Here is a 21749-nt window from a genome sequence, read left to right on the forward strand (position 1 = left end):
CGTGGTAGCAACGCGAACGCTTTTTCAGCGGATCTCCGATATACGAGCGTATGGCAACGGACAGCGGTACCGTCTGGGAGTACGAGACGGTTCGCCCGCCGCGAGAGGCGACGATGCGGGAGGCGGCCGATCCGAAGGAACTGTTGAACGACCTCGGTCGAGACGGGTGGGAGCTCGTCGAGACGATCGAGTACACCGGAGGCGGCACGAAGTTCCTCGTCTTCAAGCGACCGACGGACGGTGACCCGGATGAGTGAGAACGCAGACGAGGACCAGATCAGCACCGCGGACACGATGCGCAAGCGGGCCGACGAGAGTCGGATCAAGCTCTGGCTGCTCATCGGGGCGAACCGGCAGGTCATCACGGGCGTCCTCGCGGGGACGTTCTTCGGGTTGTTCATGCTCGGAAGTCTGTTGGATCCGACGCTGGCGGACATGCTGCAGGACCGGGCCGTGATCGAGTCGCTGTACGCGCAGATGATCGGCGCGCTGATCACCGGCGTCACGCTCGTCGTCACCATCAGCCAGCTGATCATCTCCCAGGAGAACGGCCCGCTCGGCGAGCAGCGCGCCCGGATGAGCGAGACGATGGACTTCCGGGACTACATCAAGGAGTTGACCGACAAGCCGGCGCCCGCGGACCCCTCCGCGTTCCTCAGGGAGATCATCGACGCCACGCAGGGCCGCGCCGAAACCCTCGAGGAGCGCATCGAATCCGCGGACAACCGGGACCTCAGAGACGAGGTCAACGAGTTCGTCGACAGCATCACCGGCAACGCCGAGACCGTCCGCGAGAAACTCGACGGCGCGACGTTCGGTACCTTTGACGTCGTCCACGCCTCGTTGGACTACAATTATTCTTGGAACATCTTCCAGATTGAACGGCTGCTCGCCGACTACGAGGACGACATCAACAAGGAGCAACGCGCCGCCCTCGAGGAGCTCAGGACCTCCTTTGCGATGTTCGGGCCCGCCCGTGAGCACATCAAGACGCTGTACTTCCAGTGGGAGCTAATCAACCTCTCGCGGTATATCCTCTACGCCGCGATCCCCGCGTTGTTGATCTCGGGGATGATGATAACATTCGTTGACGCGACGACGATCACCGGGAGGATCCTCGGGGTCGAGGCGCTGCTCTGGCTCGTCGCGATCACCTTCACGATGACGCTGGTTCCGTTCTTCCTGCTGACCTCCTACATCCTGCGGATCGCGACGGCCGCGAAACGCACCCTCGCGATCGGGCCGCTGATCCTGCGGGACTCTCAGCGCTAGCGGTCGAGGGTCGCCCGCGGACTACTCGAGCGACACCGACGTTCCCTTCTCGGCCGACCGGTAGATCGCGTCGATCACGCGCTGGACCGTCAGCCCGTGTTCGGCCGTGTTCAGCGCCGGCGGCTCGCCCGAGAGCACGGCCTTGAGGAACCGCTCGTCGCTGCCCTCCCAGCCCGTGCGGTCGAGCGAACCGCCCGTCAGCGTGGCGTCGATCAGGTGGTCGGTGCCCTGCGTGCCCGCCTCGTACAGCGTCAGCTCCTCGCCGCCGAGTTCGAGTTTCGCCCCCGCCTCGGTGCCGCGGACGACGAAGTCGTTCGTCTCGGCCTGGTTGGCCGCCCACGTGACCTCGAGCGAGATCGTTCGATCGTCCGCACACCGGATCATCGCGGTCGCCGAGTCCTCGACGTCGAACACCGCTTCGTCGGTCTCGTCGTACCAGTCGCCCGGGTCGACGTAGTCCTCGCGGTGGCCGAACTCCGTGCGCGTGACCGCGAACACGTCCTCGACCTCGGGGTAGCCCATCAGGTACAGCGCGTAGTCGATGGCGTGGACGCCGATGTCGACGACGGCGCCGCCACCCGAGAGTTCGCGGTTCGTGAACCAGGAGCCGACGCCGGGGATGCCCCGTCGCCGGACGTAGTTCGCGTCGACGTGGGTCACGTCGCCGAAGAAGCCCTCGGCCTGGCGGTCCTTGAACACCTCCGTCGCGGTCGAGACGCGGTTGTGGAAGTTGACCATGCAGAACCCGTCCGACTCCGCGGCCGCGTCCGCGATGCGCTCGGCGCTCTCGAGGTCGCTGGCGAGCGGTTTCTCGCAGAGGGCGTCGTAGCCGCGCTCGAGGGCGGCGACGACCGCCTCCTCGTGGAAGGCGTTGGGCGTCGAGACCGCGACCGCGTCGAGGTCCTCGCCGTCGTACAGCTCCTCGAACGCCTCGTAGGTCGCCGCACCGTAGGTCTCGGCGAACTCCTCGCGGGTCGACTCGACGAGGTCGGCGCCCGCGACGACCTCGTGGCCGAGGGTTTCGGCGTTGGTCGCGTGGGTCTGTCCCATGAATCCGAGTCCGACTACGCCGAGCCGGACGGTGTCAGTATTACTCACACTCCGAGTAAATCAGTACACCGACGAAAGTGTTGCTGTGGCGGCGAGCCAGTCGGCGCGGGGGCCACGACCGCGGAGCGCAACCGACGACGCTTTGGCGTCGGTGGACACGGGTTCCAGTATGACCGTTCGGTTCGTCACGAGCAACGTGGGGAAAGTCGAGGAGGCACAGGACTACCTCGAGGGGATCGACACCGTCGAGCAGGTCGCCTACGACTACGCGGAACTGCAAAGCGACTCGCTCGAGGAGATCGTCGTCCGCGGGGCCGAGGAGGCCTACACAGCGCTGGGCAGCGAGGAGCCGGTACTGGTCGACGACACGGGGCTGTTCGTCGACGCGCTCGAGGGGTTCCCGGGGCCGTACTCCGCGTACGTCGAGGACACCCTCGGGATCGAACGCGTCTGGCGGCTCGCCAGCGAGGAGCAGAGCACGCGGGCGCGGTTCCGGACGGTGCTGGCCTACGCCGACGGGGAGCGCACGGAGACCTTCGAGGGATCGGTCGCGGGCACCCTCGTCGCGCCCCGCGGCGAGGGCGGGTTCGGCTACGACCCCATCTTCGAGTACAACGGACGGACGTTCGCGGAGATGGACACCGAGGAGAAAAACGCCATCTCCCACCGCGGCCGGGCGCTCGCCGAGTTCGCGGACTGGTACGCCGGCCGGTAGCGACGCCGGCGGAGACGTCCGGCGGAACCGATCCCGTCCCGGGCAAAGGTTGAACAGCGGCGGCCCCGATAGGGTGTACGGATGCTCGAGAGAGACGCCGTTCGCAGATCGTACGACGAACTCGCCGAGACGTACGCCGCGAACCGATCCGAGGACGGCCGCGCGACCGAGCTCCTCGCGCGGTTTCTCGAGTCGCTGCCCGACTCGAGTCGCGTTCTCGACGCGGGCTGCGGACAGGGGACGCCCGTCCTCGAGCGACTGGGCGAGTCGACGACCGCCGTCGGGCTCGACTTCTCGCGCGCGCAACTGGCGCTCGCGGCGGACAGCGAAGCCGACGCCGCGCTCGTCCAGGGGGAGATGACGTCGCTGCCGTTCGGTCGGTCGACGTTCGACGCCGCGGTCGCCTACTGGTCGCTGATCCACGTGCCGACGGGCGACCAGTCGGCGGTCCTCGACGAGTTCGCGCGCGTCCTGAAACCCGGGGGACGAGCGCTGGTGTGCGAGGGAACCGACGAGTGGCGCGGGACGAACCCGAACTGGCTCGACAGCGGCGTCGGGATGGAGTGGGATCTCGCCGGCGCGGCGGCGACGGCCGCGGGGCTTCGGGACGCCGGCTTCGAGATCGTCGACCGGTGGGGCGTCCCCGAGGAGCTCGACGGGGCCGGCGGGGACGGGGACGAGGAGGATCCCGAACACCCGTGGACGCTCTTCGACGCCCGCCTCGAGTCCTCGCCCCGGTGAGCCGGGCGCCGTCGGAACGCTCGAGCGACACCGGCGCGCGAGCGGAGCCTTTTATCCCGCCGCGACGAACGCCACCGTATGACCGACGAGACGGTTCACGTCGTCGGCGTCGTCGGGAGCCTCCGTGAAGGGAGCTACACCCGGCCGGCGCTGCGACACGCCCTGGACGCGGCCGAGGCGAGCGGCGCGAGCGCAGAACTGATCGACCTCCGGGAGCTCGAGCTCCCGCTGTTCGACGCCGACGACGACGAGGCCGGTGACGCCCCGGAGCTCGCGCGCCGGATTCGGGAGGCCGACTCGGTCCTCCTGGGGACGCCGATGTACCACGGGTCGTACTCCTCGGTGCTGAAGACCGCGCTCGACTACTGCGGGTTCGACGAGTTCGAGAACAAGACCGTCGGCCTGCTGGCCGTCTCGGGAGGCAGCTTCCCGGTGGGCGCGCTCGATCACCTGCGGGTGGTCTGTCGAGCCCTCGACGCCTGGGTGTTGCCCCACCAGGCCGCGGTGCCGAACGCCCACCGGCGGTTCGAGGGCCGCGAGCTGGTCGACGAGGACCTCCGCGGGCGCGTCGAGACGCTGGGCGTGCGGGCGGTCCAGTTCGCGAACATCGAACCCGACCCCGCCTCCTTCGAGAGCCGGGAGAACGTCGGCGCCGAGGAGAGTCCCGACTGACGGCGGTTCGGCGTTCCCTTACGCTCGAGGGTCCCGGTCCGGACCCGGGTAGTCGCCGCCGACGGCCGCCTCGTAGAGGCTCTCGGGGTCGAACAGGGCCGCGAACGCGTCCGGGGGCCGGACGCTGACCGAGACGCGGGGCTGGAGCGAGAGCCCCGCCTTCGCGGAGTTCAGTCGCTCGTCGTACGAGAGGAGGTGGGCGGCCTCCCCCTGGTACGCGGAGGCCAGCGCGGGGTGGTCGTCCTCGGGCTGGTCGACCGCGACGCGGTCGGCCTCGAGTCGCTCCCGGTGGGCCGCGGCGAGCTCCGGGTCCGCGAGCGCGGCGACGAGCGCTTCGGTCGCCGCGAGCAACTCGTCGCTCGCGACGAGCTCGACCCAGGAGTGGCGACGGACGTGATCCAGCGCCTCGCGAGCCGCCCCGCCGACCAACAGGTCGGCCGTGAGGACCGCTGGATCGGCGACCACGCGGGTCTGATCGGGCTCGTCGCGGCGCTCGCTCATTCCTCGCCCTCCGCTCGCGCGTCGAACGCGTCTCGGACGTCCTCGAGGTCGACGTCGTACTCCCCGGCTCGCTCGAATAGCGCCTCCCAGCTGGCGGTCATGGGTCGGCGTTCGGACGCCGAGCGGAAAGGTCGACCGCCTGCGGTCCGCGGTCGACGAGGCGAGCCCGATCACGCTCCGCGGGAGAGCAGCCGGAAGGCGACGGTCCCGAGGACGAACGCGACGCCGACGTTGACCGCCAGGCCGACGACCCCGACGCCGACGACCAGCGCGAGCGCCCGCGCGTCCTCGACGGGAGCGAAGGCCGCGCGACCCAGCTCGAGGGCGACGACGACCAGCAGGACCCCCAACAGCGCCAGCGGAAAGGCGGCGAGGACGGCGCCGGCGGCGACCAGCGCGAGCGCGAGGTAACCGACCCCGAGCAGGACGTTCGCCCCGCCGGTGCGGGCGCCGAAGGCGTACTTGCCCGCGAGGCCGCCGCTGCCGTGACACATCGGGATGCCGCCGAACGGAATCGCGGCGAGGCAGGTGACGCCCATGCTCTGGGAGAGGTCGTCGGCGCTGACGTCGCGGTCGTAGAGGTCGCCACAGAGCAGGGCGGTCGCGATCGCCGCGTTGCCGATCGTCATCCCCAGCTGGGCGATAGTACCCTCGAGGGCCGCGGTCGTGAACGCGGGCCCGCCGGCGGGAAAGAGCGTGAGTTCCGGGAGCCGCGGGGTCGGGACGCCCGCGGTCGCGACGGCCGCGACGGCGCCGAGCGCCAGGACGACGAGTACGCTGGACTGGCGGTAGCCGACGAGGGCGAGGGCGACGACGACGGCGAGCCCGGCCGCGGCGACGGGGAGGCTCTCGAGGGAAAGGCCGACGGCCGACTCGAGCAACAGCAGGGCGACCGCGAACTGCACGCCCCGGATGACGGGTTCGCCGACGACCCGCTGGAGGCGGCCGACGAGCCCGAGCCGACCGACGGCCAGCAGGACGACCCCCGCGAGCAGCCCGGCTGCGGCGAGTTCGGGATACGAGAGGGAGCCGACGATCGCCAGCCCGATCAGGGCCTTCATCGGCTCGACCGACAGCGGCATCCCGTAGTACACCCCCCAGACGATCTGGAAGACGCCGAAGCCGACGAGGACGTGGGGTACCGAAACGCTGGTCGTCGCGGCCAGCGCGACGAGCAGGGGGAGGACCGTAACCGAATCTCCTAGCGCACCCGTCAGTTCAGAGGCCGAGAAGTCGAACTCCCGTTCGGTTTCTGAACCGATCGAGTACGCCATCTACCCGGGATTACGCGGGGAGTAACTTGACGCTTGTCAGTAACCTCTCGCGGTTCACTCGAGTCGTGAGTGGAATCGGTTCCGGTTACTCCTCGAGCGAACGCTCGAGGATCGACTCGAGGGCGGCCTCGTCCTCGCGCTCGAGCGGGCGGAGCGGACGCCGCGGGCGGCCGACGGGCTGGTCCCGCATCGCGAGGGCGGCCTTGACCCCCGGGACGCCGAACCTGGCGGTGACGGCGTGGTTGAGCTCGACGAACGCCGCGTTTCGCTCGCGGGCCGCGTCGGTGCGGTCCGCGCGGTCGAGCCCGAAGACCGCACTCGCGCGCTCGGGGACGACGTTCGCGACCGCCAGCACGCCGCCGTCGGCTCCCGCCGCGAGCCCGGCTGCGTAGATACTGCCGCTGCCGACCAGCACGGTGAAGTCGTCGTCGGTGTGCTCGACCAGCCGCTGGACCGAGCCGAGGCTCCCGCTCGAGTCCTTGATCCCGGCGACGTTCTCGCGGCTCGCGAGCTCCGCGACGAGTTCGGGCGCGAGGGCGCGGTCCGTGAACTTGGGCACGCTGTAGAGGTAGACCGGGAGCGGCGAGCGGTCCGCGAGCGCCCGGTAGTAGGCCGCGAGGTCCGCGTCGTCGGTTCCGTAGTAGGAGGGCGTCACGACCAGCGCCGCGTCGGCGCCCGCCTCCGCGGCGAGCGCGGTCGTCTCGAGGGTCGGCTCGAGGGCTTCCCGGCCGGTGCCCGCGAGCACCGGGAGGTCGGTCGCGTCGGCGACGGTCTCGACGACCGCGGCGCGCTCGGCGGTCGTCAGCGACGGTCCCTCGCCCGTCGAGCCGCAGGGGACGAGGAAGTCGACGCCCGCGCGCTCGAGCCACGCGACCAGCGAGCGCAGCCGTTCGTGATCGATCGCGCCGTCCGCGAAGGGCGTAGCGAGGGGAACGCCGGTGCCGTGCATGCGCCGCGGTACGACGGTCGGGGTCAAGGAACGTCGGGTTGAGGCAGCGACGGTGAGACACACCTACGGCACCCGAGCGACTCTGTCCGACGACGGTGACGGCCGCGTATGGAACTGCGCCGCCTCGAGGACTCCTCGGTCGACGCGCGAGCGATCACCCCGTCGGCCATACGGACGGACGATCTCGAGAGCCGATAGCCGTACCGTTCGGCGGCGGTCGGTTCTCCGGCGACTCGCGGCGACCGAACGCGACGCCGTCGATCAGCATCGCTAAGGGCTCGCAAGCGAATCCTCCGGCCGTGAGCGAACTCGGCAAGATCGATCGGCAGTTCTTCGAGGAGCGGATCGCCCCCAATCTCGGCGCCGACCGCGAGGACGTCGTCCTGGGACCGAGCCACGGCGTCGACTTCGGCGTCCTCGAGATCGGCGGGCGGGCGCTGGTAACGGCGACCGATCCCGTCTCGATCCCCCCGGCGCTGGGCCTCGAGCGCGCCGCCCGGTTCGCGCTCGATCTGATCCTGGCCGACGTCGCCGTCAGCGGCGTTCCGCCCTCCCACCTCTCGATCTGTTTCACGCTCCCCGAGGCGATGGACGACGAGGCGTTCGCGACCGTCTGGGAGACCATCCACGAGGAGTGTGCGGACCTGGGCGTCGCGGTCGTGACGGGCCACACCGCCCGCTACGCCGACCCCTCCCACCCGTGGGTCGGCGCGGCGACGGCGATGGGTGTCGGCGACCGCGACGCGATCGTCCGCCCCGACGGCGCGCGACCGGGGGATCGCCTCCTGTTGACCACCGGGCCCGCCGTCGAATCGGTCGGCCTGTTGAGCACACTCTTCCCCGAGCAACTCGCGCTTCCCGACGACGTGATCGCCGACGCCCAGGAACGACTCGAGGACGTCTACTGCGTTCGGGACGCGCTGACGGCGGCCGCCGCGGGTCCGGTGACGGCGATGCACGACGTCACCGAGGGTGGGCTCGCGGGGGCAGCGAACGAGATGGCCGCGGGGGCCGGCGCCCGCTTCGAGATCGACCGCGAGGCCGTCCCGCTGCGTCCCGGGGTCGCCGAGGTCTGCGAGCACCTCGAGATAGATCCCTGGGCAGCGACCAGTTGTGGCTCGCTGTTGCTCGCCGTCGACCCCGACGGCGTCGGCGCGGTCCGCGAGGCGCTCGAGGACCGAGGCACCGTCGTCGCCGAGATCGGGCGGGTCGACGCGGACCCGAGAGCGGGCGGAACGGTCGTCGTCGACGGCGACGTTCTCGAGCACCCGCGGGTCGACCCCTCCTGGGACGCACATGCGAGGCTGGCCGAGAGCGCCACTCGCTGACGATCGCCGCGCCGACCACTACCGCTTAGTACAACCGTGCGATAGCCTCGGGTATGAGAACCCCAGCACCCGACTCCCGTCCCGTGGCGCTGACGATCGCGGGCAGCGACTCCGGCGGCGGCGCCGGGATCCAGGCCGACCTGGCGACGATGACCGCCCACGGCGTCTTCGGGACCTCGGCGATCACCGCCGTCACCGCCCAGCACACCCGCGGGGTCGAGTCCTCGTTCGCGCTCCCGCCCGCGGAGGTCGAGGCCCAGATCGACGCGGTCGTCGACGATTTCGCGGTCGGCGCGGCGAAGACGGGGATGCTCGCGACGACCGAGATCGTCCGGCTGGTCGCCGACCGCGCTCCCGCGTTCGAGTTCCCGCTGGTCGTCGACCCCGTGATGGTCGCGACCTCGGGGGATCGCCTGCTCGAGCCCGAGGCCGAGCGCGCCTACGAGGACCTGCTCGCCGAGGCGACGCTCGCGACGCCGAACGCCGACGAGGCCGAAGTGCTGTCGGGAGTCGAAGTGACCGACGGGGCGAGCGCCCGCGAGGCCGGCGAGGCGATCCTCGAGACCGGCGTCGACGCCGTGCTCGTCAAGGGCGGCCACGTCCCCGGCGAGTCGGTCCAGGACAGACTCGTCACGCCCAACAGTGTCGAGACGTTCGACCACCCGCGAGTCGATACCGAGGCGACCCACGGCTCGGGCTGTACGCTGGCCGCGGCGATCGCCGCCCGGCTGGCGACGGGGGAGCGCCTCGAGTCGGCCGTCGAGGGCGCGACCGACTTTCTCGAGCGGGCGGTCCGGTACCACTACGACGTCGGCGAGGGGCCGGGCGCGGTCGACCACGCCGTCGACCTGCGGAACGCGGCGGCCCGCGAGCCGACCGCGGAAGCGGTCCGGGGGATCGTCGACCGACTCGTCGACCGCGACGTCTCCCGGCTCGTCCCCGAGGTCGGGATGAACGTCGTCGGCGCGACCCCCTACGCCGAATCAGCGGCCGAGACGGCCGCCGTCGAGGGGCGGATCGCGCGCACGCTCGAGGGGGTCCGGCCGAACCGAGGGATTCGCTTCGGCGCCTCGACGCACCTCGCCGCCGTCCTGCTGGCGGCCCGCGAGTCCGCGCCGGAGCTGCGGTTCGCGGTGAACTGTCGGTTCGACGACGAGGTCGAGGACGCGCTCGAGGAGCTAGACTGGGCCGTCGCCGAGAACGGCTCGGAGGAAGACGTCTTCGCCGACCGGGAGACGCCGCCCGTCGCGGTGATCGATCGCGCCGAGATCGGGCGGGAAGCGACGCTGAAGCTCCTCGCGGCCGACGCGGAGACGCTGACCGAACGGACCCTCGAGCTGTGCGATCGGCTCAAGTGAGTCGGGGCGGCGGATACTGCCGTCGGCCCTAGAACTATGCGAGCGCGAGCCGCCGTCGCGGTATGGTCGAGAGTCCGTTCGACGTCGAGATTCGGGTCGGCGAAGTGCTTGAGGCCGAGTCGTTCCCGGAGGCGAACAAACCGAAGATGACCAAGCTGTGGATCGACCTCGGCGACGAGGGCGGACAGATCCAGTCGGCGGCACAGCTCGATCACCACTACGATCCCGACGAACTCGAGGGGCGGCAGGTGCTGTGCGCGACGAATCTCGGCTCCGTCCGGATCGCCGGCTTCAAATCGGAGGCGCTGACGGTCGGCGTCCCCGGCGACGAAGGGTATCCGATTCTCGTCGAGCCCGACCGTGAGAAGGACGTCCCGATCGGCGGGCTGCTGTTCTGATACTGTCGAACAGAAGTCGACGAGAAGTCGGTCGCTCGAGCGATCGATCTTCAAATCGGTCGGGAGGGACGAGCCGGTAGCCGCCGTCCCGCGGTGATCGACGCGCGGTCGCCTGTCGGCCCCGCCCGTTCACTTTCGGTGCGGATCCCGCAGGGTTTTTGCGATGGAACGCCAGGCTCCGCCTATGACAGAGGCGACGGGGATCGTCGGGGAGTTTCTCTCGCTCAAGGAGGAGACCGACGCCGACCTGCTGACGATGCAGTGCGGGGACTTCTACGAGTTCTTCGCCGAGGACGCCGAGATCGTCGCCGACGAGCTCGAGCTGAAGGTGTCCCAGAAGTCCTCCCACGGCTCGTCGTACCCGATGGCGGGCGTCCCCGTCGACGACCTGACGCCCTACCTCAAGGCCCTGGTCGAGCGCGGCTACCGGGTCGCCGTCGCTGACCAGTACGAGACCGATTCGGGCCACGCACGCGAGATCGTCCGCGTGGTCACCCCCGGGACCCTGCTCGAGACCAGCGACGCCGACGCCCAGTACCTGGCCGCGATCGTCGCCGACTCGAGCGCCCGCGGCGACGATCCCGGCTACGGCCTCGCGTTCGCCGACGTGACCACCGGGCGATTCCTCGTCGCGGAGGCCGACGACACCGACGAGGCGCTGACGGAGCTGTACCGGTTCGATCCCGTCGAGGTGTTGCCGGGTCCCGAGGTCCGGGCCGACGACGACCTGCTCGGGCTGGTTCGCGAGCGCCTCAAGGCGACGCTGACCCTCCACGAGACCGAGGCGTTCGCGCCCAGGCGGGCGGACCACGCCGTCCGCGAGCAGTTCGGCGAGCGCGTCGACCGCCTCGGCGTCGGCGAGCCCGCCGTCGCGGCCGCGGGCGCCGTGCTCGACTACGTCGAGGAGACCGGCGCCGGCGTGCTCGCCTCGATGACCCGCATTCAGGCTCACCGCGGCGACGACCACGTCACGCTCGACGCGACCACCCAGCGCAACCTCGAGCTGACCGAAACCATGCAGGGCGAGCGAGAGGGGTCGCTGTTCGCGACGATCGATCACACCGCGACCAGCGCCGGCGGGCGACTGCTCAAGGAGTGGCTCCAGCGCCCTCGTCGGTCGCTCGCGGACCTCGAGCGCCGCCAGGAGAGCGTCGCCGCGCTGTCGACGGCCGCGCTGGCCCGCGACGAGATTCAGGACGCGCTGGGCGAGGCCTACGACCTGGCGCGGCTGGCCTCGAAGGCCAGCCACGGCAGCGCCGACGCGCGGGATCTGGTCGCGGTCCGCGAGACGCTTTCGGTGCTGCCGGCGGTCGCCGACGCCGTCGGTTCGAACCCCGACCTGGCCGACTCGCCGCTGGTCGACGTCCTCAAGCGCCCGGATCGCGAGGACGCCCGCGAGTTGCGCTCGGAGCTCGAGGACGCGATCGTCGAGGACCCGCCCTCGACGGTGACCCAGGGGGAGCTGTTCCGAGAGGGGTACGACGACGAGCTCGACGGGGTGATCGAGCGCCACGAGGAGGTCCGGGAGTGGCTCGACACCCTCGCGGAGCGCGAGAAACGCCAGCACGGCCTGAGCCACGTGACCGTCGATCGGAACAAGACCGACGGGTACTACATCCAGGTCGGGAAGTCGGCGGCCGACGGAGTTCCCGGCCACTACGAGCAGATCAAGACGCTGAAAAACTCCAAGCGCTTTACGACCGACGAGCTCGAGGAGAAAGAACGCGAGGTCCTGCGACTGGAGGAGCGCCGCGGCGAGCTCGAGTACGAGCTGTTCGAGGAGCTTCGCGACGAGGTCGCCACGCGGGCGGAGCTCCTGCAGGACGTCGGTCGGGCGCTGGCGACCGTCGACGCGCTGGCGAGCCTGGCGACCCACGCCGCGGAGAACCGCTGGGTCGAGCCCGATCTCCGCCGGGACGATCGCCTCGAGATCGAACAGGGCCGCCACCCCGTCGTCGAACAGACGACCGAGTTCGTCCCAAACGACGTCCGTCTGGACGAGGAGCGGGACTTCCTCGTCGTCACCGGCCCCAACATGTCGGGGAAGTCGACGTACATGCGCCAGGTCGCCGCGATCGTGCTGCTGGCCCAGATCGGCAGCTTCGTCCCCGCGAAGGACGCGGAGATCGGGCTGGTCGACGGCATCTTCACCCGCGTGGGGGCGCTCGACGAACTCGCGCAGGGGCGGTCGACCTTCATGGTCGAGATGAGCGAGCTCTCGAACATCCTCCACACCGCGACCGAGGAGTCACTCGTTATTCTGGACGAGGTCGGCCGCGGGACGGCGACCTACGACGGGATCTCGATCGCCTGGGCCGCCACGGAGTACCTCCACAACGAGGTGCGGGCGAAGACGCTCTTTGCCACCCACTACCACGAGCTGACCGGGCTCGCCGAAAAACTGCCCCGGGTGGCCAACGTCCACGTCGCTGCGGACGAGCGCGACGGCGAGGTCACCTTCCTGCGGACGGTACGGGACGGCCCCACGGACCGCAGCTACGGGATCCACGTCGCCGACCTGGCGGGCGTTCCCGACCCCGTCGTCGATCGCTCGAGAGACGTTCTCGAGCGCCTGCGCGAGGAGAAGGCCATCGAGGCCAAGGGCGGGGCGTCGAACGAACCCGTCCAGACGGTGTTCGACGTCTCGAGCGGACAGTTCCGCGGCCCCGCGAACGCGGACGGCGGCGAGCGACCGACAGCGGAGGGCGACGATCCGAAATCGACGCTCGACCCCGAGACCGAACGCGTCCTCGAGGACCTCGCGGACGTCGACGTCAACGAGACCCCGCCCGTCGAACTGCTCTCGAAGGTCCGAGAGTGGCAACGGCGCCTCGAGGAGTAACGCTCGGGATCGGTCTCGCTCCTCACGGCTCTGTTATCTTATTAAATTTATAATCTATCGGCTAGTACCATCAGTACACACTCAGAGATATTGAAATACATTTATTAGCTACTGGATTGTCTGTGATTGTAGGAGGTGGAATGGGTGGTACGAAACCTACTGATAGTCGACGACAATCCGGCCGACGTCCGGTACACGGTGGAGATGCTGAACGAAGCGGGGATCGAGAGCGACCGACACGTCGTGGGTGACGGGGTCGAAGCGCTGCGATTCCTCCGGCGACGCGGCGAGTATACCGACGCTCCGCGTCCGGATCTGGTCCTTCTGGACTGGTACCTGCCGCGGAAAGACGGCCGGGAGGTGTTGGCCGAACTGCGCAGCGACGAGCGGGTGGCCGACGTGCCGGTGGTCGTTCTGGCGGGATCGCACCTCGAGGCGGAAACGCTCCGCACCGAGTCCAAAGCGGCGGACGCCTACGCAGTTAAGCCGCTCGAGCCCGACGGGCTACGGGGGTACGCCGAGCGGTTGGGCGGCGCTCGGCGGATCGCGTAGTGCCGGAAATCACACGCGAACGCCTTCCGTCGCGTCCGCCTCGTCGGCGGCGTCGCGGTCCGTGCCGTCGGTGTGGTGGTCGCCGACCACGACGTTGATCGACGCGCCGACGAGCAGGACGAGGGCGTTGCCGTAGAGCCAGACGAGCAACAGGATGACCGCGCCGAGGGTCTCGTAGGTGCCGACGGTGTCGACGAGCCCGGCGTAGATCCCGAAGACGCCCTCGAGCAGGACCCAGCCCGCGGCGGCGACGACCGTCCCGGGAAGGGCCTCGCGAACCCCGACGTCGGGATCGGGAAAGAGGTAGTACATCGGGTAGAAGGCGATCGAGAGGCCGGCAAGCAGCGCCAGCGGGGAGCCCGCCTCGACGATCGCGTGATCGACCGTCGCCAGCGCCGCCGCGGTGGCTCCGGTGCCGACGGTCGCGATCAGGATGGCGCCGAAGACGACGACGCCCTCGAGCAACTTCTCCCCGAACGAGGTCTCCGTGCCACCGTATAGTTCGTCGAACGCGGTGTTGAGCCCGCGGAAGACCCGGAGCATTCCCCACAGCAACGAGGCGACACCGATGAGCGACGCGCCGGCGCGCTCGGAGGCGTTGGTCAGGGCCTCGAACACCAGCCCCTCGCCAGCTGGGCTGAGGTGATCGCGAGCCAGCAGCGTGATCTGCTCGGTCAGGTGGTCGTTGCCGACCGCGCCGACGACGACGAGCAACAGGAGGAGCAGGGGGAGCAGCGAGAGGAAGGCGGCGTGGGCGATGCTGCCGGCCATGAACGGCACGTCGTGCTCGCGGATCACGCTCGCGGCGTCTCGAGCGAGGGAGCCACCCCGTCGCGGATCCATACCGGACGGACGGCGGCCGAATGGAAAAGCCCGGCCCCGGAAGCTGCCGTCAGACGGCCGCCCGCGCCGCGGACGTGATGCTCCCCGCGGTCGACTCGAGTCACGGATCGGAGGAACGCGTCGTCGGGAACGCCTCGCCCCAGTGATCGGGGCGGTCAAGCCGGGGACCGAGCAGTTCGCGGACCAGAACGACCAGCGGGTTGGCCGTCCCCTCGCCAACCAGTCCGAGCTCAGTCTCCGCCCCGTCCGCCGTCCCGCTCGAGAGCCCGACGACGACCGCCTCCCGATCCGCAACCACGAGGCGACTGACGCCCGGACGGCTCGAGGGGTCGGCCGGTCGGTGCGAGTGCGGTTCCCAGACCGTCGCCTCCGGGAGCCGGTTCCGGAGGACGGTCCTGGCGGCTTCGCGTTCCGTTCCGATGCGGAGGTCGACGCCGCGAGCGAGGGCGTCGCTCGCGGGCTGGAAGAAGCCGTCGTCGAGGACCGCGGCGGCGGCGAGCACGAACAGCTCGTCGTCGGCCCCGTCGATCAGCTCGCGTCCGTACGCGGCGACGTCCTCGCGACCCTCGAGGATCCCGACGTCTCCCTCGTCGGCCGCCGACCCGACGCGAAACCCCGAGAGCAACTCGTCGAGCGCGTCGATCCCGTCCCACTCGGGGGCGACGATGTACCCTGTTCCGGTGACGGTTCGGTCGTCGCGGTCGTACTCGAGCAGGCCGGCCTCCTCGAGACGGGGCAGCCGGTCGTGGTGCAACGAGACGAGCGTCCGCTCGAGTAGATCCTCGCCGGCTGGCGGGATCGGCGTCGCTTCCCGCTCGACGAGTCGCTCCGCGATCGCCGTCGCGGGGATCGGCTCCGTCGCCCCGTTCAGCATCGAAACGACCGCTCTGTTTGTCGCGTCCGTGAGCAGCCGGAGTATCCGTGCTTCCCTCGGGTCCATCGCCCGGAACTTGTCGATACAGTGAGTAAAAACGAACGTATTAATTCTCTAATAATTCCACGGAATATACTTCGCGGTGGTCGGCGGACGCGTAAGACCTAACCGCCCGCTCTGAGTACGAACGGTATGTTCCGCGGGAGCGCCCGACGCCTCGGGCGACCGCCGATCGAACCGAACCCATGAGCGACGACACCACCACCGACGCGACCGAGATCCGCCGGCTCGACGAGGACACCGTCGCCCGGATCGCCGCCGGCGAGGTCGTCGAACGACCCGCCAGCGCCGTCAAGGAACTCGTCGAGAACAGCCTCGACGCCGGCGCCGACAGCGTCGACGTCACCGTCGAGGACGGCGGGACCGAGCTGATCCGGGTCGCCGACGACGGCGACGGGATGGGCGAGGCCGACCTCCGGGCCGCGGTCCGCCAGCACACCACGAGCAAGATCGACGGCCTCGAGGACCTCGAGTCCGGCGTCGCCACGCTGGGCTTCCGGGGCGAGGCCCTCCACACCATCGGCTCGGTCTCGAAGCTGACCATCCGGAGCCGTCCGCAGGGAGGCGACGGGGTCGGCACCGAACTCGTCTACGAGGGCGGCGAGGTCGTCTCGGTCGAACCGACGGGCTGTCCCGCCGGAACCGTCGTCGAGGTCGCGGACCTCTTCTACAACACCCCCGCGCGCCGGAAGTTCCTCAAGACGACCGCGACCGAGTTCGCCCACGTTAACCGGGTCGTGACCCGCTACGCGCTCGCTAACCCCGACGTCGCGGTCTCGCTGACCCACGACGGCCGCGAGGTCTTCTCGACGACCGGACAGGGCGACCTGCAGGCGGCCGCCCTGGCGGTGTACGGCCGCGAGGTCGCCTCGTCGATGATCCCCGTTGAGGCCGACGGCGACGAGCTCCCCGTCGGACCGGTCGAGTCGATCACCGGGCTGGTCTCGCACCCGGAGACGAACCGCTCGAGCCGGGAGTACCTCGCGACCTACGTCAACGGCCGGGCCGTCTCGGCCGACGCCGTCCGCGAGGGGATCATGGGCGCCTACGGGACCCAGCTCGGCGGCGACCGCTACCCCTTCGTCGCGCTCTTTCTCGAGGTTCCGGGCGACGCCGTCGACGTCAACGTCCACCCCCGCAAGCGGGAGGTTCGCTTCGGCGACGACGACGCCGTGCGCCGGCAGGTCGATTCGGCCGTCGAGTCGGCGCTGCTCGAGCACGGCCTGCTGCGCTCGCGGGCCCCCCGGGGTCGGTCGGCGCCCGAGGAGACCCGGCTCGAGCCCGGCGGGAACGGGGGATCGACGGGTCGACCCGCGACCACGGACTCGTCCATCGAGGAGGGAGAGCCGACGGACCCTCGAGGACGGACGACCGATCCGGATTCCGCGACGGAGCTATCGGAGCCCGGCGACGCCGGAGCGGAATCCGAACCGAACTCAACGGTGCCGGGCAATCTCGGGACGGAGGCCGAGTCAACGCCGCCGAGCGACGATCCGACCCCTCGAGTCGAGGAGCGCGACGCCGTCCCGGAGTCGAACGCGGACGCTCCCCGCGGGGCCCGCAGCGTCGAGGAGCGGACCGCGACCGATCCCGAAACGGCTCCCGACCCGGACGACGAGCCGACGGAACCCGAGGACGCCGTCGCTCCCGGGGCACACGACGACCGCGAGCGTCGGTTCTCGGGCCCCACCGAGCAGCGGACGCTCGCGGGCGAGACCGCCAACGGCGAGGGCTCGGAGTTCGAGACGCTGCCCGCGCTGCGGGTGCTGGGCCAGTACGCCGACACCTACCTCGTCTGCGAGGCCCCCGACGGGCTCGTCCTCGTCGACCAGCACGCCGCCGACGAACGGGTCAACTACGAGCGCCTGCGGGAGGCCTTCGCCGACGACCCCGCGGCCCAGTCGCTGGCCTCGCCCGTCGAACTCGAGCTCACCGCCGCGGAGGCCGAGGCCTTCGAGAGCTACCGGGAGGCCCTCGCTCGGCTCGGCTTCCACGCGAACCGCGTCGACGACCGCACCGTCGCCGTGACGACCGTCCCCGCCGTCCTCGAGGAGACCCTCGAGCCCCCCCGACTCCGGGACGTCCTCACCTCGTTCGTCGAGGGCGACCGCGAGGCCGGCGCGGAGACGATCGACGCGCTGGCCGACGAGTTCCTCGGCGACCTCGCGTGTCACCCCTCGATCACGGGTAACACCTCGCTGACCGAGGGGTCGGTCGTCGACCTGCTCTCGGCGCTCGACGACTGCGAGAATCCCTACAACTGTCCACACGGTCGACCAGTGATCGTCCGCCTCGAGGACGGCGAGATCGAGGACCGGTTCGAACGGGACTACCCCGGCCACCGCGGGTAGGACCGCTCGCGATCGCAGCGCGGAACGGTCCGGGATCGCCTCGAGCCGGCTTCGCGAGTCAGGTGCCGCCCGATCCTCGCGGTCCGAATCGGCGCGCGAGCGACCCCTCGGGCAGAAAGCATTTATCCACCTGCAGGAAAGTAAATCTCGTTGAAAAATGAGTGTTGTTCTCATAGTTGTCGGGTGGCTGGCGGTACTCTGCCTGTACCTCGGATTCTTCATCGGAATGGGTGCGCCCGAGCGCGACCGCCTCGAGACCGATCGCGCGTCGCACCGTCGCGGTTCACGGTAGCGCCGTCCGCGGGTCAGTCCCTGTGAGGAGGCCGACTCCCGACGACCACGACCGCCCGGCGGGAATTTTTCCAAAATTCGATCCTTCCAACCGATAGGTTATCCCCTGTCGATCACCGGTTCCACAACGACTACATTACTAATCATGATCGACTTTGCTGCTGCTATGAAAAACTATACAAAAACTCGGCGGCGGGTACTGCAAGGAATCACCGCGGCGGGACTGTCGATCGGGGCGCTCGGTTCGGGAAGCGCCAGTTCGGGGACGACGTACGTCGTTACGGGCGGTTCGAGTGGACGACTCGAGGACGCCGGCTTTGCGGTCACCCGCGAGCTCGCGGGCGGATCGGTCTCGATCGTCACCGGGCCGGCCGACGCCGAGGGCGACCTCGAGTCGGTGTCGGGCGTCAGCGGTGTCACGGAGAACTTCGAGGTCGACTTCGCGGACCCCGTCGAGAGCGCCGAACCACAGACGACCGACGACGCGGCGTTTACCGACCTGCAGTGGGACAAGGAGATCACCGACACCTTCGAGGCCCACGACTACGCCACCGGCGAGGGCTCCCGGATCGTCGTCGCCGACACCGGCGTCGACGGCACGCACCCGGATCTCGAGGGGAACTTCAACGAGGAGCTGAGCGTTTCGGTGGTCGAGGGCGGTCAGATATCCGAACACGAGGGGGATACTGGCACTCACGGCACGCATGTCGCGGGAATTGCGGCAGCATCCGGCGCGGAGGGTGTAACGGGGACTGCTCCCGATGCGGAGATCGTCTCTGTGCGAGTTCTCGGCCCCAACAGCAGTTCGTTCGCCGATATCCTCGTCGGCGCAGAGTACGCTGCCGAAATCGGCGCTGACGTCGCGAACTACAGCCTCGGCGCCACTCCCCAGCCCGCCGAGGCGAACAGCGAGGGGCTCCGCGTCGCGGTCCAGCAAGTGATGCAGAGCGTCGCCCGACGCGGGACGCTCTCGACGACAGCGGCCGGGAACGACGTGGTGAACCTGCAGCAGGGGCAGTCCCCGTGGGAGATTACCGACGAAGATGGCGAGGTGGTCGACGTGATCTACGACAACTGGCACTACCTCCCGGGGACTGTGCAAGGGGCGATGACTGTCTCCGCGAGTGGCCCCGGAGACAACCTATCATTTTACTCGAACTACGGGACGAACGCGATCGAGGTTGGGGCGCCCGGCGGCGCACGTTCGACACTCGAGGAAACAACCATCCCAGACGACCTCGTCTACTCGACCGTTCCGAACGGAGGGTACGGCTGGAAGGCGGGCACCTCGATGGCCGCACCCCAGGTCGCCGGCCTGGTCGGGCTCGTCCGCGAACTCGAGCCCGACATGAACGCCGACCAGGTCGAGAACGAGATCGCCCACGGCGCGGAGCTCGCCGAGGGGCGGAGCAGTTCGGAGTTCGGCGCCGGACGCATCAACGCGCTGAACACGGTCCAGCGGCTCTAAACGGCGGCTCGAACGGTACCAGGACGCTCCTTTCGTTCGGCAACGGTAGGTGACTCGAGCCCGTACCCCGACCCATGCGCGAACTCGACGGCTCGAGCGCGGGCGGACAGTTCCTCCGGAGCGCCCTCACCCTGTCCGTCCTCGAGGACGAGCCCGTTCGGCTGGAGAACGTCCGCGGCGACCGACCGAATCCGGGACTGGCGAACCAGCATCTGGCCGTCCTCGAGACGATGGCCGAGGTCTGCGACGCCGAGGTGTCGAGCGCCGAACTCGGCGCCGAGACAGTCGAATTCGACCCCGAAGGGGTGGGCGCGGGCGGACTCGAGGGCGGGTCCTACGCCGTCGATATCGGTACGGCCGGGAGCGTGACGCTGCTGTTCGACGCCCTGCTGCCGCTGGCGACGGTCCTCGAGGCGCCGCTGTCGGTCACCGCGACGGGCGGAACCGACGTCGAGTGGTCGCCGCCCCTCGAGTACTTCCGGCAGGTCAAGCTCCCCCTGCTCGGAGTGCACGGGCTCGTGGCGTCCTGCGAGGTCGATCGTCGCGGGTTCTACCCCGACGGCGGGGGTCGCGCGACGCTGCGGATCGCCCCCTCGAGTCTCGAGCCCCTGGCGCTCGAACGGCGGGGCGACCTCGAGGGAGTGCGGCTGTACTCGACCGAATCCGCGTCGCTCGCGGATCGGGACGTCGCTCACCGTCAGCTCGAGGGCGCCCTCGAGCGACTCGATCTCGCGGGTGCTGGTCGAAACGCCGACGACGGGAGCGACGAGGACGATCAGCTCGCGGTGCTCGAGCGCCAGGAGCGAACCGCCGAGAGCCCGTCGCCGGGCTCCGCGCTGGTGATCAGGGTCGACCACGGAACGGGGATCGCCGGGTTCGGCACGCTGGGCGAGCGGGGCAAACCCGCGGAGCGAGTCGGCGAGGACGCGGCCGACGCGGCAAACCGGTTCCTCGAGGGGGACGCGGCCGTCGACCGCCACATGGGCGACCAGCTTCTGCTCTTTCTCGCGCTCGCGGGGGGACGGGTTCGGGTCCCCCGGGTGACCGACCACGTCGAAACCAGCCGGGCGCTGCTCGAGGCGTTCGGTCGGGAGGTCGATCTCGAGCGCCGCGAGGAGGGTGCCGTCGTCTCGCGGTCGCCCGACCTGCCGTAGCGTCGAACGACACACCTTAACCGCAGCCGATCGATCACCCGCACATGAGCACATCAGCGAGTACCGACGGGAGCGATCGGAGGGCGGTAGAGTGAGCGAGATCGTCACCTTCGGCGAGACGATGCTACGGCTCTCGCCGCCCGATCAGCGACGGCTCGAGGAGGCGACCGAGTTCGAGGTCCGCGCCGCGGGCGCCGAGAGCAACGTCGCCATCGCGGCCCAGCGGCTCGGGTCGGCGTCGGCGACCTGGGCCTCGAAGCTGCCGGACTCGCCGCTGGGTCGGCGCGTCGTCGGCGAACTCGAGCGCTACGGCATCGACACCGAGATCGTCTGGAGTGACGAGGGCCGACAGGGAACGTACTATCTCGAACACGGCGGCAAACCCCGCGGGACGAACGTCGTCTACGACCGGAGCGACGCCGCGGTCACGACCGCCGAAACCGCCGAGATCGACACGGCGCTGATCGAGGACGCCGAACTCTTCTTCACGACCGGGATCACGCCCGCGCTGTCGGGAACGCTGCAGGAGACGACCGCCGAGTTGCTCGAGACGGCTGCCGAGAGCGGGACGAAGACCGCCTTCGACCTCAACTACCGGGCGAAACTCTGGTCGCCCGAGGAAGCCAAAGAGTGTCTGCGGGAGCTGTTCCCGTCGATCGACGTGCTCGTCGTCGCGGCCCGGGACGCACGGAACGTGCTCGATCTCGAGGGCGAGGCCGACGAGCTGGCTGAGGAGCTGGCCGATACGTTCGGGTTCGAGACCGTCATCGTCACCCGCGGCGCAGAGGGTGCCCTCGCCTGGAACGACGGCACGGTCGTCGAACAGCCCAGTTACGAGACCGAGACGCTCGACCCGATCGGCACCGGCGACGCCTTCTCGGGGGCTTTCCTCGCTCGCCGACTCGAGGGCGAGGACGTGGCGACCGCCCTCGAGTACGCCGCGGCGACGGCCGCACTGAAGCGGACGATCCCCGGCGACGTCGCCCTGGTCACCCGCGAGGAGGTCGAGGCGGTCGTCGCCGAGGACGAAGGCGGAATCTCACGGTAAGGTCGGCC

20 protein-coding genes are annotated in these 21749 nt (G+C 69.8%); 14 read left to right on the forward strand and 6 right to left on the reverse strand.

Annotation, left to right across the window (positions count from 1 at the left end):
* The first annotated feature begins 50 nt into the window (after positions 1 to 50).
* Both GWG54_RS06110 and GWG54_RS06115 read left to right on the forward strand, forming a co-directional pair.
* A complete protein-coding gene (locus tag GWG54_RS06110) occupies positions 51 to 257 on the forward strand; it encodes a DUF4177 domain-containing protein (RefSeq protein WP_008420267.1) in 207 nt (68 codons plus the stop codon).
* Complete coding sequence (locus GWG54_RS06115; protein WP_167936936.1) at positions 250 to 1272, forward strand: hypothetical protein; 1023 nt, start codon at positions 250 to 252, stop codon at positions 1270 to 1272. Before GWG54_RS06110 ends, GWG54_RS06115 begins: the two co-directional genes overlap by 8 nt.
* Positions 1273 to 1293: 21 nt before the next feature.
* Here GWG54_RS06115 and GWG54_RS06120 read toward each other — a convergent pair whose 3' ends face one another.
* Positions 1294 to 2370, reverse strand: coding sequence for a Gfo/Idh/MocA family protein (locus GWG54_RS06120; RefSeq protein ID WP_167936937.1), 1077 nt, complete (start codon positions 2368 to 2370; stop codon positions 1294 to 1296).
* Between the two features lie 121 nt (positions 2371 to 2491).
* Here GWG54_RS06120 and GWG54_RS06125 point away from each other — a divergent pair, with 121 nt between their 5' ends.
* The 3 genes from GWG54_RS06125 to GWG54_RS06135 all read left to right on the forward strand — a co-directional run bounded on the left by GWG54_RS06125 (position 2492) and on the right by GWG54_RS06135 (position 4450).
* Positions 2492 to 3037 (forward strand): XTP/dITP diphosphatase, encoded by a 546-nt coding sequence (locus tag GWG54_RS06125; RefSeq protein WP_167936938.1) that lies wholly within the window; start codon positions 2492 to 2494, stop codon positions 3035 to 3037.
* A gap of 81 nt (positions 3038 to 3118) precedes the next feature.
* Positions 3119 to 3778: a class I SAM-dependent methyltransferase gene (locus GWG54_RS06130; protein ID WP_167936939.1), complete on the forward strand. Its 660-nt coding sequence runs from the start codon at positions 3119 to 3121 to the stop codon at positions 3776 to 3778.
* A 78-nt stretch (positions 3779 to 3856) separates the two neighbouring features.
* The gene (locus tag GWG54_RS06135) at positions 3857 to 4450 is read left to right on the forward strand and encodes an NADPH-dependent FMN reductase (protein WP_167936940.1); all 594 of its coding nucleotides are present in this window, start codon (positions 3857 to 3859) and stop codon (positions 4448 to 4450) included.
* Positions 4451 to 4468: 18 nt separating this feature from the next.
* Here GWG54_RS06135 and GWG54_RS06140 read toward each other — a convergent pair whose 3' ends face one another.
* The 3 genes from GWG54_RS06140 to GWG54_RS06150 all read right to left on the reverse strand — a co-directional run bounded on the left by GWG54_RS06140 (position 4469) and on the right by GWG54_RS06150 (position 7174).
* Positions 4469 to 4951 (reverse strand): hypothetical protein, encoded by a 483-nt coding sequence (locus GWG54_RS06140; RefSeq protein ID WP_167936941.1) that lies wholly within the window; start codon positions 4949 to 4951, stop codon positions 4469 to 4471.
* Positions 4952 to 5121: 170 nt separating this feature from the next.
* Positions 5122 to 6225, reverse strand: a complete 1104-nt coding sequence (locus tag GWG54_RS06145) for a putative sulfate/molybdate transporter (protein ID WP_167936942.1) — start codon at positions 6223 to 6225, stop codon at positions 5122 to 5124.
* An 85-nt stretch (positions 6226 to 6310) separates the two neighbouring features.
* The gene (locus GWG54_RS06150; protein ID WP_167937034.1) at positions 6311 to 7174 is read right to left on the reverse strand and encodes a dihydrodipicolinate synthase family protein; all 864 of its coding nucleotides are present in this window, start codon (positions 7172 to 7174) and stop codon (positions 6311 to 6313) included.
* A gap of 299 nt (positions 7175 to 7473) precedes the next feature.
* Between GWG54_RS06150 and GWG54_RS06155 the strand changes: the two genes are divergently transcribed.
* From GWG54_RS06155 to GWG54_RS06175, 5 genes are all read left to right on the forward strand, one after another.
* Positions 7474 to 8502, forward strand: a complete 1029-nt coding sequence (locus GWG54_RS06155) for an AIR synthase family protein (protein ID WP_167936943.1) — start codon at positions 7474 to 7476, stop codon at positions 8500 to 8502.
* A 53-nt stretch (positions 8503 to 8555) separates the two neighbouring features.
* Positions 8556 to 9860, forward strand: coding sequence for a bifunctional hydroxymethylpyrimidine kinase/phosphomethylpyrimidine kinase (thiD, locus tag GWG54_RS06160; RefSeq protein WP_167936944.1), 1305 nt, complete (start codon positions 8556 to 8558; stop codon positions 9858 to 9860).
* Between the two features lie 62 nt (positions 9861 to 9922).
* The gene (locus GWG54_RS06165; protein WP_167936945.1) at positions 9923 to 10258 is read left to right on the forward strand and encodes a tRNA-binding protein; all 336 of its coding nucleotides are present in this window, start codon (positions 9923 to 9925) and stop codon (positions 10256 to 10258) included.
* A 184-nt stretch (positions 10259 to 10442) separates the two neighbouring features.
* The gene (mutS, locus tag GWG54_RS06170; protein WP_167936946.1) at positions 10443 to 13100 is read left to right on the forward strand and encodes a DNA mismatch repair protein MutS; all 2658 of its coding nucleotides are present in this window, start codon (positions 10443 to 10445) and stop codon (positions 13098 to 13100) included.
* Between the two features lie 144 nt (positions 13101 to 13244).
* Positions 13245 to 13652: a response regulator gene (locus tag GWG54_RS06175; RefSeq protein ID WP_167936947.1), complete on the forward strand. Its 408-nt coding sequence runs from the start codon at positions 13245 to 13247 to the stop codon at positions 13650 to 13652.
* Between the two features lie 9 nt (positions 13653 to 13661).
* Here the strand turns inward: GWG54_RS06175 and GWG54_RS06180 are convergent, their stop codons facing one another.
* Together GWG54_RS06180 and GWG54_RS06185 are read right to left on the reverse strand one after the other, a co-directional pair.
* The gene (locus tag GWG54_RS06180; protein WP_167936948.1) at positions 13662 to 14495 is read right to left on the reverse strand and encodes a YihY/virulence factor BrkB family protein; all 834 of its coding nucleotides are present in this window, start codon (positions 14493 to 14495) and stop codon (positions 13662 to 13664) included.
* Positions 14496 to 14595: 100 nt separating this feature from the next.
* Positions 14596 to 15435, reverse strand: coding sequence for an ArsR family transcriptional regulator (locus tag GWG54_RS06185; RefSeq protein WP_167936949.1), 840 nt, complete (start codon positions 15433 to 15435; stop codon positions 14596 to 14598).
* 179 nt (positions 15436 to 15614) lie between these two features.
* Here GWG54_RS06185 and mutL point away from each other — a divergent pair, with 179 nt between their 5' ends.
* The 4 genes from mutL to kdgK1 all read left to right on the forward strand — a co-directional run bounded on the left by mutL (position 15615) and on the right by kdgK1 (position 21741).
* A complete protein-coding gene (gene mutL / locus GWG54_RS06190; RefSeq protein ID WP_167936950.1) occupies positions 15615 to 17780 on the forward strand; it encodes a DNA mismatch repair endonuclease MutL in 2166 nt (721 codons plus the stop codon).
* Between the two features lie 457 nt (positions 17781 to 18237).
* Positions 18238 to 19539, forward strand: coding sequence for a S8 family serine peptidase (locus GWG54_RS06195; RefSeq protein WP_167936951.1), 1302 nt, complete (start codon positions 18238 to 18240; stop codon positions 19537 to 19539).
* A 74-nt stretch (positions 19540 to 19613) separates the two neighbouring features.
* Positions 19614 to 20693, forward strand: coding sequence for an RNA 3'-terminal phosphate cyclase (gene rtcA, locus GWG54_RS06200; protein ID WP_167936952.1), 1080 nt, complete (start codon positions 19614 to 19616; stop codon positions 20691 to 20693).
* Positions 20694 to 20784: 91 nt separating this feature from the next.
* The gene (gene kdgK1 / locus GWG54_RS06205; protein ID WP_167936953.1) at positions 20785 to 21741 is read left to right on the forward strand and encodes a bifunctional 2-dehydro-3-deoxygluconokinase/2-dehydro-3-deoxygalactonokinase; all 957 of its coding nucleotides are present in this window, start codon (positions 20785 to 20787) and stop codon (positions 21739 to 21741) included.
* Positions 21742 to 21749: the final 8 nt, after the last annotated feature.

Origin of the sequence: Natronococcus sp. JC468, from assembly GCF_012163165.1 — an archaeon.
GTDB classification, from domain to species: domain Archaea; phylum Halobacteriota; class Halobacteria; order Halobacteriales; family Natrialbaceae; genus Natronococcus; species Natronococcus jeotgali.

Coding starts and splice junctions, on each gene's coding strand:
- thiD (WP_167936944.1), top strand. CDS start 8,556: ATGAGAACCCCAGCACCCGACTCCCGTCCCGTGGCGCTGACGATCGCG.
- GWG54_RS06110 (WP_008420267.1), top strand. CDS start 51: ATGGCAACGGACAGCGGTACCGTCTGGGAGTACGAGACGGTTCGCCCG.
- GWG54_RS06145 (WP_167936942.1), bottom strand. CDS start 6,225: ATGGCGTACTCGATCGGTTCAGAAACCGAACGGGAGTTCGACTTCTCG.
- GWG54_RS06140 (WP_167936941.1), bottom strand. CDS start 4,951: ATGAGCGAGCGCCGCGACGAGCCCGATCAGACCCGCGTGGTCGCCGAT.
- GWG54_RS06165 (WP_167936945.1), top strand. CDS start 9,923: ATGGTCGAGAGTCCGTTCGACGTCGAGATTCGGGTCGGCGAAGTGCTT.
- GWG54_RS06125 (WP_167936938.1), top strand. CDS start 2,492: ATGACCGTTCGGTTCGTCACGAGCAACGTGGGGAAAGTCGAGGAGGCA.
- GWG54_RS06195 (WP_167936951.1), top strand. CDS start 18,238: ATGAAAAACTATACAAAAACTCGGCGGCGGGTACTGCAAGGAATCACC.
- GWG54_RS06130 (WP_167936939.1), top strand. CDS start 3,119: ATGCTCGAGAGAGACGCCGTTCGCAGATCGTACGACGAACTCGCCGAG.
- rtcA (WP_167936952.1), top strand. CDS start 19,614: ATGCGCGAACTCGACGGCTCGAGCGCGGGCGGACAGTTCCTCCGGAGC.
- GWG54_RS06115 (WP_167936936.1), top strand. CDS start 250: ATGAGTGAGAACGCAGACGAGGACCAGATCAGCACCGCGGACACGATG.
- GWG54_RS06185 (WP_167936949.1), bottom strand. CDS start 15,435: ATGGACCCGAGGGAAGCACGGATACTCCGGCTGCTCACGGACGCGACA.
- GWG54_RS06135 (WP_167936940.1), top strand. CDS start 3,857: ATGACCGACGAGACGGTTCACGTCGTCGGCGTCGTCGGGAGCCTCCGT.
- GWG54_RS06180 (WP_167936948.1), bottom strand. CDS start 14,495: ATGGATCCGCGACGGGGTGGCTCCCTCGCTCGAGACGCCGCGAGCGTG.
- mutS (WP_167936946.1), top strand. CDS start 10,443: ATGACAGAGGCGACGGGGATCGTCGGGGAGTTTCTCTCGCTCAAGGAG.
- GWG54_RS06150 (WP_167937034.1), bottom strand. CDS start 7,174: ATGCACGGCACCGGCGTTCCCCTCGCTACGCCCTTCGCGGACGGCGCG.
- mutL (WP_167936950.1), top strand. CDS start 15,615: ATGAGCGACGACACCACCACCGACGCGACCGAGATCCGCCGGCTCGAC.